This is a genomic window from Streptomyces sp. JJ36, from assembly GCF_021696945.1.
Classification (GTDB): Bacteria; Actinomycetota; Actinomycetes; order Streptomycetales; family Streptomycetaceae; genus Streptomyces.
This window is the reverse complement of sequence record NZ_JACYHE010000060.1, coordinates 1-13311: the sequence shown is the minus strand read 5'-3', so window position 1 is coordinate 13311 and position 13311 is coordinate 1. Positions and strand designations below refer to the sequence as shown.

3 protein-coding genes and 1 pseudogene are annotated in these 13311 nt (G+C 76.0%); all 4 read right to left on the bottom strand.

Going from position 1 to position 13311, the window contains the following annotated elements:
* Window positions 1-7: 7 nt before the first annotated feature.
* On the bottom strand, window positions 8-5632 hold the full coding sequence (locus tag HOY81_RS20100) for a type I polyketide synthase (RefSeq protein ID WP_237321863.1): 5625 nt from the start codon (window positions 5630-5632) through the stop codon (window positions 8-10).
* Window positions 5629-11733 (bottom strand): SDR family NAD(P)-dependent oxidoreductase, encoded by a 6105-nt coding sequence (locus HOY81_RS20095; protein ID WP_308341134.1) that lies wholly within the window; start codon window positions 11731-11733, stop codon window positions 5629-5631. Before HOY81_RS20095 ends, HOY81_RS20100 begins: the two co-directional genes overlap by 4 nt.
* A 95-nt stretch (window positions 11734-11828) precedes the next feature.
* Window positions 11829-12068, bottom strand: a pseudogene (locus tag HOY81_RS27765) (acyl carrier protein); the annotation flags it as partial.
* Window positions 12068-13311 (bottom strand): phosphopantetheine-binding protein (locus tag HOY81_RS20090; RefSeq protein ID WP_237321861.1); only part of this gene is annotated, 1244 nt, incomplete at its 5' end. The pseudogene HOY81_RS27765 and the gene HOY81_RS20090, both read right to left, overlap by 1 nt.

Genomic DNA, 13311 nt, shown 5'->3' with positions numbered 1-13311 from the left:
CCAAGTCTCAGTTCTTCGGTGTCTCGGGGTCCTGCGGCGCGCGGCGCGCGAGGCGTACGGCCATGCGCAGCCGGGTACGGTGCGGCGCGTCGTCGTTCCCGGCCGCCTCGCCGCGGAGCCGGCGCCGCAGCTCCCGTTCGCTCCTCGGGCTGAGGCCGGGGGTCGCGGCGTCCGCTCCGTCCGGCGCCTGCCGAGTGCTCCCGGTCTCCGTCCCGGGGTCCCTGTGGGTTCCGGCGAGGGCCCGGACCGTGGGGTGCTGGAAGAAGTCGGACTCCTTCAGGACGAGCCCGCGGCGGCGGGCGCGTGCGGTGATGGTGAGGGCGAGCATGGAGTCGCCGCCGAGGGCGAAGAAGTCGTCCTCGGCACCGATCGGGCGGATCCGGAACGCGTCCTGCCACAGCCCGGTCAGGATGTCTTCCCGCTCGGTGGCGGGCGGGGTGGGCGGCCCCATTCCGTCCGGCCGGGCATACCATTCCCCGTCGCCGGCGGCGGCGGGTCCTCCCGTCCGTGCCGGCTCCGGGCGTCCTGAGTCCGCCGGGCGCCGGGCCCGCAGGGCGAGCGTGTGCGCCGGCACGTCGTCGGTCAGCACCCGGTCCAGCAGGCCGAGGGCCTCGTCGGTGCTCAGCGCGCCGGCACCCTGGTCGGCGAGGCGCCGGAGCTCCGTGTCCCGAAGGCCGGCGGCCATGCCGGTGCCCTCCCACGGGCCCCAGCCGATGCTGGTGACCGCTGTCCCGGGCCCCCGGCGGGACTGCGCGAGCGCGTCCAGGTAGGCGTTGGCGGCGGCGTAGACGCCTTGGCCCGCGGTTCCGAAGGACGCGGCCGCGGAGGAGAACAGCAGGAGGAAGTCCAGCGTCTCGTGGTGGAGCACGTCCAGCAGATGCCGGGTGCCGTCGGCCTTCGGCGCGGCGACGCGCGCGAGACGCGACGTGTCCTGCCGCACCAGAGTGGCGTCGTCGCGGAGCCCGGCCGCGTGCACGACTCCCCGCAGGGGAGGCAGCTCCGCCCGCAGTTCCGTCAGTGCGGCCCCGAGCGCGGCCGGGTCGGTGACGTCGGCCGCCAGCACCCGGACGGTGACTCCGGCCCGGCGCAGCCCGTCCAGCACCCGTTCGGCGTCGGTGCCGGGAGCGCGGCGCGCGAGCAACGCCAGGTGCCGGGCGCCGCGGTCGGCAAGGTGGCGGGCGAGGTGCAGCCCGACGCCGCCGAGTCCTCCGGTCACCAGATAGGCGGCGTCCGGGCGCAACCGGGGTGGCGTACCGGAGACGGTGGGCAGCGCGACGGTCTCCGGTGTGTGGCGGACCCCCTCCCGGAGAGCCAGTTCCCGTGCACCAGGGTCCGGCAGCAGGTTCGTCAGGTGCGGCAGCGTCGCAGCCGGATCCCCGGCCCGGGCGTCGAGGTCCACGAGTGTGCAGCGCAGCCGCGGCAGTTCGGCCGCAGCCACCCGGCCCAGGCCCCAGACGGCGGCATGCGCCGGGTCCGCCCGGTCCTCCCGGAGTGCCTGCTGGGCACCGCGGGTCACGAGGAAGAGCCGGGGGTCCCCGTCCAGCGCGGCCGCCGCCTGGACGAGGTGCAGCGCGCTCGCCGCGACGGACATCGCCGGCCGTTCCGGCTGTCCGGGACGGGTCCACAGTCCGATGACGCCCTGCGGGGGCTCCCCGGCCCGGGCGGCCTCGGTCACCGCATCACGGGCACCTGCTGCCGGGGAGGGGCGGCGGTCTGCGGACTCCGGCAGCAGGACAGTCTCGCAGCGCGCGCCGGCGGCCGTCATGTGACGGCAGAGTTCTCCCGCCGCGTGGGCGTCGTCGGCGACCACCAGCCACCGTCCGGACGGACCGGGCCCCGGGACGGCGGCCTCCGGCGAAGGGTGCCAGCGAGTGGTCCGCAGCTCGGTGGACGGGGCGCCGAGGAGCGCCGCACGGTCCACATGGCGCAGCCGCACACCCTCCATGGTCAGGACGACGCGCTCCTCGCCGTCCAGGAGCGAGAGGTCGACCAGCGTCCCGTCGCCGTCGTGCGCGTCCGGTGCCTCGGTGAGGTGCAGCCAGAGTCTCCCGGTCGGCGGTGGTGTGCGGTAGCGCCGCAGCCGGTCCACGCGGACGGGCACGTACAGGCCGGTCCCCGTGGGGTGCGCCGGGTCGTCGTCCAGCAACGTCACGACGGCCTGGAAACAGGAGTCCAGCAGGCCGGGGTGGACGACGTCCCCGTTCCCGGCCTCCGCCGGCGGCGACAGCTCGGCCAGTACCTCGTCCGTGCTGTGATGGAGCGTGCGGATCCAGCGGAACGAAGGCCCGAGGCCGTATCCGGCCCGCGCCATCCGCCGGTGCAGCTCCTCACCGGAGGTGACGGCGGTGCAGCGTGCCCGCACCGCCTGCACGCCTCCGTGTGCGGGGGCGGCCTCCGGGGCCGTGGTCAGCAGGCCGGTGGCGTGCGTCGTCCACGGCGCGGCGTCGTCACCGGTGGGCGCACTGGCGATCCGGAAGGTGCGGTCCGCGGCCCCCTGGGCGCCGACCGGCGTGCCGGCGCCGGACGGGCCCAGCATGATCTGCACGTCCCGCCGCTCCCCGGCCCGCAAGGCCAGGGCTCGCGGGAAGGCCACCTCCTGGGCCTCGACGGGCCCCTGGGCCCCCTCGGCCTCGGCCGCGGCCAGCAGCAGGGCGAGGTGCGAGGCCCCGGGCACCACGACGGTGCCGAACAGTTCGTGGTCGCGGAGGTGCCCGGGCGAGGACTCCTCGTAGACCTGCTGGAAGACGGTCTCGCGGAGGGCCGGCGAGCGGAGCCGGTCGCCCGGCAGGGGACGCTCGGCCGCGCCGGAGCGGCCGTTCCGGCGGCTCCGGGTGTCGCGCCAGTAACGCCTGCGCTGGAACGGATACGTGGGAAGCGCGACCGGCCGCGGACGGGGCCCGGGCCCCCGGTGGCTCCAGTCGATCTGTGCACCCATGGCGTACAGACGGCCGAGCGCGTCGAGCGGCTGGGTGCGGTCGTCGGGGTCGCGGACGAGCGACGGCAGCCACGGTACGGCGTCCTCGCCACCCGCGCCCGAGCGCCGGGCGAGACCGGTGAGGACGGGCTGAGGGCCGATCTCGAGCACGGCGTCGCATCCCCGGCCCAGGGCGGCGTCGAGGGCGGACCGGAAGCGTACCGGGGCACGCGCGTTGCGGCGCCAGTAGGCGGGATCGCCGAGCGCGTCGGCGGACAGGCGGTCACCCGTCACCGTGGAGAAGAAGGGGACGCGGGCCGGACGGAAGGGGACGCGGGACGCGCGCGCGGCGAGCGCGTCGAGCATCGGTTCCATCAGCACGGAGTGGAAGGCGTGCGACACCTCCAGGCGATGTGTGCGGATGCCGTCGGCGGCGAGGAGTTCCAGCGCGCGGTCCAGCGGGCCTGCGGCTCCGGAGAGAACCGTCTCCGCTGGACCGTTGTACGCGGCGATCTCGACCGGGCCTCCGCAGGAGTCGAGGACGCGGGCGACCCGCCCCGCGTCGGCGAACACCGCCGCCATGCCGCCCTGCTCGCACCTCGCCGACATCAGGCGACCCCGTTCGGCGACGAGCAGCAGGGCGTCGCGCGGCTCGAGCGCTCCTGCGGCGCAGGCGGCCGCGTACTCGCCGACGCTGTGTCCGAGGACGGCGTCGGGGCGGATGCCACGGGACGCCCAGAGCCGGGTCAGCGCGTACTGAAGGGCGAAGACCGCAGGCTGGGCCCGGGCGGTGTCGCCGAGGTCGGCCGCTCCGTCGAAGAGCACGGCCGTGAGAGGCGCACCGAGGGCGCCGTCGAGCCACTGCTCGCACCGGTCGACGGCCTCCCGGAAGACGGGCTCCGTCCGGTAGAGGGCACGGCCCATCCCGGGATACTGCGCACCCTGTCCCGTGAAGGCGAAGACGAGACGGGGACCACCGGGCCGCTTCGCGGTGCCGGAGGCCGTTCCCGGCACGGCCTGTCCCCCGGCCCACGCGGCGAGCTTCCGGGCGGCGTCGGCCCCGTCGGACGCGACCACGGCGAGACGGTGGGTGAAGTGGTCCCGTCCCGCGTTCGCGGTGTGCGCGGCCGCCGGCCAGTCGGGCTCACCGGGAAGCCGGGCGGCGTACCGCTCCGCCAGCTCGGCCAGGGCGGTCCCGCCACGTGCCGACAGCGTGAGGAGCCGGGGCCGGGCCGTTTCCGGGACGGTGCCCGTTCCGGGGGCCGCGCCGGAATCCTGGGGGGCCGGGGGTTCTGCGACGACGAGGTGAGCGTTGGTACCGCCGATGCCGAAGGAGCTGATGCCGGCGGCCCGCCCCCGTCGGCCCCCGCCCGGCCACGGCGTACGTTCGACCGGAACACGAACCGGTAGCTCCGCCCAGGGGATGCGCGGGTTCGGCTCCTCGAAGTTCAGGTGGGCGGGTATCTCCTCGTGCTGCAGCGCGAGAACGACCTTGATCAGTGAGGCGACGCCGGCGGCGGCCTCCAGATGGCCGATGCCGGTCTTGACGGACCCGGTCAGCAGCGGACTGTGCGCCGGCCTGCCCTCGGTGAGGACCGCGCCGAACGCACCCACCTCGATCGGGTCCCCCAGCGGTGTCCCGGTGCCGTGCGCCTCCAGATAGGAGATGTCGAGCGGGGACGCGTCCGCGTCGGCCAGGGCGCTGCGGATCAGCTGCTGCTGGGAAGGGCCGTTGGGCACGGTCAGTCCCGCGCTCGGGCCGTCGTGGTTGACGGCGGAACCGCGGATCACGGCCAGCACGTTCTCCCCGTCGGCCACCGCGTCCGACAGCCTCCGGAGGACGACCATCCCGCAGCCCTCCCCCCGGGCGTAACCGTCGGCCGCGGCGTCGAAGGTACGGCAGCGGCCGCGGGGTGACAGGGCACGGGCCCGCGAGAGGAAGAGGGTGATCTCGGGGCTGAGCATCAGGTGCACGCCGCCGGCCAGTGCCCGGTCCGTCTCGCCCGTACGCAGGCTGCGCACCGCGAGGTGGACGGCGACCAGCGATGACGAACAGGCGGTGTCCACGGCCATGCTGGGGCCGGTCAGCCCCAGTACGTGCGAGATCCGGCCGGCCGCGGTGGCGAACAGGTTGCCCGTGCCGGTGTAGGCGTCGATCGCCTTCTCGTCGCCCGCCTGGAGCGTCTTGTAGTCGTCGATGCCGATGCCCACGTACACACCGGTGCGCGAGCCTGACAGGGCGCCGGGCGCCGTACCGCCCCGCTCCAGGACTTCCCAGGCCACTTCGAGGAGCATCCGGTGCTGCGGGTCCATGGCCTCGGCCTCGGCCGGGGAGATGCCGAAGAAGGATGCGTCGAACCGGTCGACCGGCTCGGTCAGGAAGCCGCCGCGCCGGGCGTAGATCCCCCCGGGGCGGTCGGGGTCCGGGTCGTACAGCCGCGCGGCGTCCCACCGGTCGGCGGGCACCGGTGTGGTCGCGTCGGTGCCGTCCCGCAGCAGGCGCCAGAACGCCTCGGGGGTGTCGGCCCCGCCGGGGAAGCGGCACGCCATGCCGACCACGGCGACCGGCTCGTCGGCGGGTGCCCGCGCCTCCGGGCGCTCCGGAGCGGTGGTGGGCCTCTCTGCGCCCGCCGGGGCCGTCCGGGCCGCGCGCGCTCGTTCCAGCAAGGCCCGCTTCTCTGGTGACAGCCCGGCGATGCGGTCGGACATCTCGTTCATCGTTCTTCCTCCCCCGTGGAACGGCCTTCGCCGGAGAGCTCCGCCAGGCGCAGGGCCGCCTCCTCCTCGGACAGTCCCTCGATCTCGTCCAGCAGCCTCCCGAGCTCTGCGTCGCCGGTCTCCTCCGGGCCGGGCGCGGTCTCCGCGAGATGCGCGGCGAGCCGGGCGACGGTCGGATGGTCGAAGACGGCGTTCGTCGACAGGTCCGCGGCAGCCCCGGCCTCCGACAGATCGCGGGCGAGACGCTCGGCCAGCCGCACCGCGCCCAGCGAGTCGAGCCCGAGGTCGAACAGACCGCTCTCCCGGTCGATCTTCTGCGGGTCCCGCACTCCCAGTGCCTCCGCCACCCGCAGGGCGACGAGTTCGGCGAGCCGCGTCAGCCGCTCCGCTGCGGACGCGTCCCGCAGGGCGGCGCGCAGTTCCCCGGCGCCGTCGTCGCCTGCTGCGGCGTGCTCCGCCGGGCCGGCCTCCGACGGCTCCGGCGTCGGGGCCTCGCCGCACACCGGGACGAGGTGCGCCCCCGCGGCGCTGCCCGGAACGGCCCGCGAGTAGGCCGGCCAGTCGGCGGCGATCACCAGTTCGTGCGCCCCGGTACGCCCCGTGAGCGCGCGGTCGAGCGCGGCCAGGCACGCGTCGGGATCCATCGGTTCCAGGCCGCGCTCCCGCCACCGTTGCGGGGCCGCCGCCCGGCCGGACGTCATGCCGACGCCCCGCCACGGACCCCATCCGACACTCACGGCGGGAAGTCCGGCGAGCCGGCGGCGGACCGCCAGCATGTCCAGCACCCCGTTGGCGGCGGTGTAGGCGGACTGCCCCGGGGCGCCGAGCGTGGCGGTGAAGGAGGAGAACAGCACGAAGAAGTCCGGCCTCATCGGCGCCGTCAGCTCGTGCAGGTGCAGCGCACCGGCCGCCTTGGGGGCCAGGACCCGGGCCAGGCGGTCCGGGCCCTGGCGCAGCAGGATGCCGTCGTCCAGCACTCCCGCCGCGTGCACCAGACCACCCAGCCGGACGCCGTCGTCCCGGATGCCGTCCAGGATGCGTGCCACCTCGGCGCGCCGGGAGACGTCGCCGCGGGCGACGGTCACGCGCACGCCCGCGGATTCGAGCCGGCGAAGCACGGCACGGGCGGTGCCGGACGGCGCGGTGCGACCGGCCAGCACGAGACGGCGAGCGCCTCGCTCCGCCAGGCGCTCTGCGACGAGCAGCCCTGTACCGCCGAGACCGCCGGTCACCAGGTAGGCGGCGTCCGGGTCCAGCACCGGCGGCACTCCGGACGGGTCAGCGCCGGCGCCCGCCGCAGTCAGGCGCGGGGCCCGGCGGGACCCCGCGCGCAGGGCAAGCCGGTCCTCGCGGGCGGGCGGGCGCCCACCCACCGCGTCCCGCGACGGCGCGGCCGCCTCCAGCTCGTCGGCGAGCGGTCCGGCGGCGCGGGACGGGCAGGTGTCGTCCAGGTCGATCAGACCGCCCCACAGCTCGGGGTGCTCGTGAGCGAGTGTGCCGGCGAAGCCCCAGAGCGCGGCACCGGCCGTCTGCCGCGCGAGGTCGTCCCCGGGGGCCTCCGGGCGTGCTCCGGCGGGCCCGGCGTCGGGGCGAGCCCCCCGGGTCACGAACCAGATCGCCGGCCGGGCGTGCGGAGGCCGTACGGCGAGCCGCCGGATGAGGGACAGGGCCGAACCGAGCACCTCCTGCGCCGCGTCGACGGCCCGGTCCGCGCCCCCCGCGGGCAGGTCGGCGGCCGGAAGGTGCACTGCTGCCCGAAGCGGTCCGGGTGCCGTCTCCAGGGCACGGTCGAGCTCCGCCGGGAAGTCCGCGTGCGCCTGGGGGAGCACCGTGACCGTCCCGCCGCCGGAGCGGAGCCTGCCGGCGAGCGCGCCGGCCACGCCTCCGTCGCCGATGAGCAGCCAGTGTCCGGACGCCGCACCGTCGGCGGGGGGCGGAAGCGGGGGCCGCGCCTCCCAGTGCGTGGTGTAGCGGCGGGGTGCGGCGGGCTCCGGTGCGGAGCGGTGGCCCGTGCGGTGCTCCGGGACGTCCGCAGCGAGCAGGTGGAGCAGCCGCGGCAGGAAGGCGCGTTCCGTGTCGGTGAGCCCGTGCCGGTCGGCCCAGGCGGTCACCTGCTCCGGCTCCCGCGGGTCCGGCGCGGAGGCAGCGGTTCCCGTACCGTCCGCGACATGCTCGACGGGAGCCTCTGCGGTCCAGTGCCGCTCGCGCTGCCAGGGGTACTCGGGGAGCGAGGCGGACCGCACACCGGACGGGGCGGCCCCGCTGCGTGCCCTCGGCCGTCCGGACGCCCAGAGGGCCCCACGGGACCGCAGCGGAGCGACGACGTCGTCTCCGCGGCGCAGGCTGGGCACGACGAGCGGCTCCTCCGCGGATCTCTCCGCGAGGCACTCTGCCATCGCCGTCGTCAGGGCCGGGTGCGGACCGATCTCGAGGAACCCGGTGCAGCCGAGGCCGGCCAGGGTCTCCACCGCGTCGGCGAAACGTACGGTGCGCCGCACCGTACGGCCCCAGTACCCCGCGTCCAGCAGGGCGCCGTCCAGTCGCCCGCCGGTGACGCCCGAGACGAGCGGGATGCGGCTCTCTCGCCGCTCCACCTGCCCCAGGGCGCGGGCGAGCACGGCCTGCAACGGCTCCATCCGGGGGCTGTGGAACGCGTAGTCGACGGGCAGCGGATGTGTGCGGACGGCACGCAGGGCGGGATCGGCGAGGATTCGCTCCACGGCCGCGTCCTCCCCCGCGATCACCGTCGCGCGGGGCGCGTTGACGGCCGCGATGCCGACGCGGTCCTCCACACCGGCCAGCAGTTCCGCTGTCTCCTGCTCGGACAGGGCGAGCGACACCATGCGACCGCCACCCGCCGTCCGGTCCATGATCCTCCCCCGCTCGACCGCGATCCGCAGGGCTTCCTCGGGCTCGATCGCCCCGGCGACGCAGGCCGCGGCGATCTCGCCGGCGCTGTGTCCGGTGACCGCGTCCGGCTGGACGCCCCAGTGCGTCCAGAGTTCGGCCAGCGCGAGCTGGAGCGCGCACAGGGCCGGCTGGGCGATCCGGGTGGCATGCAGCCGGGAGCGTTCGCCTTCCGCGCGGAGCTCGTCCACCAGGGACCAGTCCGTCAGGCCACGGAGCGTCTCGTGATGGCGCTCCACGGCCCTGCGGAACACGGGTTCCCGCCGCATCAGGGCGGTGCCCATCCCCGGCCACTGGGTCGCCTGGCCGGAGAACACCAGGGCGAGACCTTCGGGGAGACGCGGGACCGTGCCCCAGCTGAGGCCGGGGGCGTCGGCTCCGGCCTCAGCCCGTCGCAGCAGCGCGGCGCCCTCGCTGCGGTCGCGGAAGACCACAGCCACGCGATGGCGGTACCCGCCGCGCAGGCGGTCGGCCGCCGCGCAGAGAGCCGCCGGGCCGTCGGGACCGGAGGCGCTCTCCAGAAGATCCGCCACTGCGCCCGCCTGGTCCCTGGCGGCCTGCGAGGTGTGCGCGGAGAGCGTCAGCAGCAGCGGGCTCTCCTCGCCCCGGGGCCCGGCGGTCCCCGGGTCCTCCCGGGGGGCGCGGAGGGCCCCGTCCGTGGGCCGCTCCGGGCCCGGCCGGCCGGCGGAGAGCCCGGGCAGCTCCACGCCTCGCCGGAACAGGTGCGCCGCGGAGCGGAGCAGGGTCTCCCGGGCGTCCTCGCCCCGGTGCATCGACGACAGCACGGGACGGGTGCGGGTGTCCGCACCGTGCTCCTCCGCGTTCTCGCACAGCGCGCGGTGCAGTACGGGGTGGGGGCCGATCTCCAGGAAGTCGGCGGGGCCCTGAGCGAGCAGCGACCGCACTCCGGCGGCGAACCGGACGGGCTCCCGCAGGTTCCGCCGCCAGTACTCCGGACCGAGCGGGCCGTCCACGGGGGCGCCCGTCACGGTGGAGACCATCGGAGTGTGCCCGGGCAGCGGGGTGAGGGGGGACAACGCGTCGGTGAGCTCCGGAAGCAGCTCGTCGCAGTGGCCGGTGTGCGAGGCCACGGGCATCGCCACGCGGTGGCACGCCACACCGTCACGCTGCAGGGCGGCCAGGCAGGCGTCCAGGGCGGCGGGGTCGCCGGCGAGCACCGTGCCGCGTGTGCTGTTCTCGCCGGCGACGTGGACCCGTCCCGCGCCGTGGCGTTCGGCGGCCCGCTCCGCCTGTGCGGCGTCGAGGGCGACGAGCGCCACGGCTCCGGTGCCGTCCAGGCGCGCCATGAGCCGGCTGCGGTGGTGCACGACGCGGGCCGCGTCGTGGAGACCGAGCCGGCCCGCGGCGTGGGCCGCGGCCGCCTCGCCCAGGCTGTGCCCGATCACCGCGTCGGGCCGCAGGCCCCAGGAGCGCCAGACCGCCGTGAGCCCCACCTGCACGGTGAAGACCAGCGGCTGCAGCACGGCGCTGCTCCCGAGGGACGCGGGACCGGCGGCGCGCAGCAGTTCGCGGACCCGCGGGCCGCCCAGTTCGGCGAAGGACGCCGCGCAGGCGTCGACGGCTTCGGCGAACACCGGATCGGTGTGCAGGAGGTCCCGGCCCATCCCGGCCCACTGGGACCCCTGGCCGGAGAAGACGAGAACGACACGCGACGGCTGCCCGGTGGCGGGCTCCTGTTGCCGCCCGGCCGCGCCGTCGAGCGCGGCCAGCAGTTCGGTGCGGCTGCGCACGACGGCGGCCGCCCGGCTGGCCCCCGCTACGGACCGCCGGGCTGCGGCCGCGGTCAGGTCACGGGTGGAGGTCGCCGGGTCCGCGGTCCGCGAGGCCTCGGCGCTCTGCCGCGCGAGGACGGTGAGCGCCTCCGGATCCGCGGCGGAGAGGGTCAGCAGTTCCGCAGGGTGCGGGCGGCCCTCCAGCACCACGTGGCAGTTGGTGCCCCCGAAGCCGAACGAGCTGACACCCGCCGGCGCGGGCGCTCCGCCCGGTCCTCTCTCCGGCCAGCGGCGCGCCGAGGTGGGGACCTCCAGCCCGGCACCGAAGTCGATGGCGGGGTTCGGCTTCTCCCAGTGCAGGCTGGGCGGCAGGAGCCGGTGGTGCAGGGCCAGCGCGGTCTTGACGAAGCCCGCGATCCCCGCCGCGGACTCCAGGTGCCCGAGATTGGTCTTGACGGAACCGATCAGCAGCGGCCGTCCGGGGGGCCGGCCGGTGCCGAGCACCCGTGCCAGGGCCCCCGCCTCGATCGGATCGCCGAGTGCCGTCCCCGTACCGTGCGCCTCGACGTAGGCGACATCGCGCGGATCGACCCGGGACCGCGCGTACGCCTCCCGCAGCATCTCCTCCTGTGCCTGCGGATTCGGCGCCGTCAGGCCGTTGCTGTAGCCGTCGTTGTTGACGGCGCTGCCACGGATCACGCAGTAGATGCGGTCGCCGTCCGCGTGCGCCCGGGACAGGGGCTTGAGCACGACGGCGCCGCCGCCTTCGGCACGGACGTAGCCGTCCGCACCGGCGTCGAAGGCCCGGGAGCGGCCGCGCGGGGACATGGCACCGAACTTGGCCATCGCGGTGGTGCTCTCCGGCGCCAGCAGCAGGTTCACGCCACCCGCCAGGACCGTCTCGCACTCCCCGTTGCGGAGGCTCTGGCACGCGAGGTGCAGGGCGACCAGTGCGCCCGAGCAGGCGGTGGTGACACCGATGCTGGGGCCGCGCAGTCCGAGGGTGTAGGAGATCCGGGCGGGGATGATGCTCAGATCCTCACCGGTCGCGGTGTGCTGTCCGATGTGCTCCAGCCTGCGGCCGGACAGTCGTGCGTAGTCGCTCCAGAGCGCGGCGGTGAACACCCCGGTACGGCTGTCGCGCAGGGTCGCCGGGTCGGTACCGGAGTCCTCGAAGGCGCTCCACGCCAGCTCCAGCATGATCCGCTGCTGCGGGTCCATCCGGCCGGCCTCGCGCGGGGAGATGCCGAAGAACTGCGGGTCGAAAAGGCCGACCCCGTCGATGAAGCCTCCCCAGCGGGTGTTGGCGCGCCCGGGCCGGGCGGGGTCCGGATGGTAGAGAGCACCGGCGTCCCAGCGGTCGGCGGGCACCTCGGTGACCGCGTCCCGCCCCTCCCGCAGCAGCGTCCAGAACGCCTCCAGAGAGGGCGCCCCGGGGAGCCGGCACGCCATGCCGACCACGGCGACCGGCTCGTCCTGCGGGTAGGAGCGCCCGGGCCGTGCGCGCCGTCGTCGCCTGTGCCGCTGTCCGGCCCGCCGTCGGTGAGGAAGCGGACCAGTGCGTCGACGGTGGGGTGGTCCCAGGCCGCGGTGACGGGAAGCCGCCGCCCGAGTGCGGCGGAGAGTTCACCGGCGAGTGCGGTGGCACCGACCGAGTCCAGACCGAGCACACTGAACCGCTCCGCCGGGTCGAGGCCGGCCGCGTCGACGCCCAGCCGGCGGGCCAGCACGCCGAGGACGCGCTCCCTGGTCGCGGCCGGGTCGTCCGGCTCCCGCGCGGTGCCGGCGCCCGGCATCAGTGCGCTCCCGGAGTCACGTCGCCACCGGCCGGTGCGGTCCCGTGCGGGCCGGCGCCGCCCAGCAGTCGCGCGGCCTCCTCGTCCGTCATCGCGTCCAGCCGCTCGACCAGCAGCGCGCGGACCACCTCGGCCTGGCCGGCGGGGGTGAGGGCCTCGATGATGCGCTCCATGGGGAGGTCTGCGCCGAAGGCGTCACGGAGGTCCGCCACGATCCGGGTGGAGAGCAGCGAATCGCCCCCCAGGGCGTAGAAGTCGTCGTGCACGCCGATACGGCGGAAGCCGAGCAGCCGCTCCCACACCTCGGTGACGGTGTGCTCCAGCCTGTCCCGTGGTGCGAGGTACTCGGTTGCCAGTTCCGGCCGCTCGTGGGACGGGGCCGGTGCGTCGCCCGGTACGGACGGCGCCTCGCCGTGTTCAGGGTTCTCCGGCGTACGGCTCTGCCGCCTCGTCGCGATCCGGTAGCTGCGCCGTTCGAACGGATAGGAGGGTAGCGGCGTCCGCCTGCCCGGGTCCGTGGCGGCGAAGGCCTTCCAGTCCGGTTCGGCACCCCGGCTCCAGAGGTCCGCCAGCGCGGTGAGGACGTGCCGCGGGTCCGTCTCCGCTCCGATCTCCAGTATCAGCGGGTCTCCCAGCTGCTCGAGGAGCGGTTGTGCCCGTTCCCTGTGCAGGGGGTGCCGCGGCCCTCCGGTCCAGTGGGCGGGGTCGGTGGCGTCGGGCCCGCTGAGCCAGGTGTGCGTGGCGTTCGCCAGGCAGGGGATCTGCGGGGCGGCGGGCGGGGTGCCGCACGTCCGGCCGTTGCCGTCCGCCGGCGAGGTGGCGGCGAGCGCCAGGGCGTCCTCGACGGTGAGCGCCCCTGCGAGACAGGCCGCGACGTATTCACCGACGCCGTCGCCCAGCACCGCCGCGGGAGTGATCCCCCACGACATCCAGAGCCGTGCGAGTGCGTACCTGGTGGCGAACGCCGTGTGGTGCAGGGAGCCGGAGGCCTCTCCCCGGCCGTCCGGGCCCGGCCGGGGGTTCGCTCCGGCCGGTGCCGTGACGGCTGCGGCACAGTGGTCGAGGGCTTCGCGGTAGGCGGGTTCGGTCGCGCGGAGTTCCCCTCCGGCTCCTTCGGCCCCGGGGACGACGTCGGTGACGACGAAGGCGACGGGGCGCCGTCCGGGTACGCGCTGCGGGTGCGGCACGGCCGTGCGCAGGGCGGTGGCGGCGGTGGCGGCGGTGTCCGCCACCACCGCCCGCC

Bases quoted from the DNA above. Each gene is read 5' to 3' on its own strand.
- HOY81_RS20100 (WP_237321863.1), bottom strand. From the start codon at position 5,632: ATGAACGAGATGTCCGACCGCATCGCCGGGCTGTCACCAGAGAAGCGG.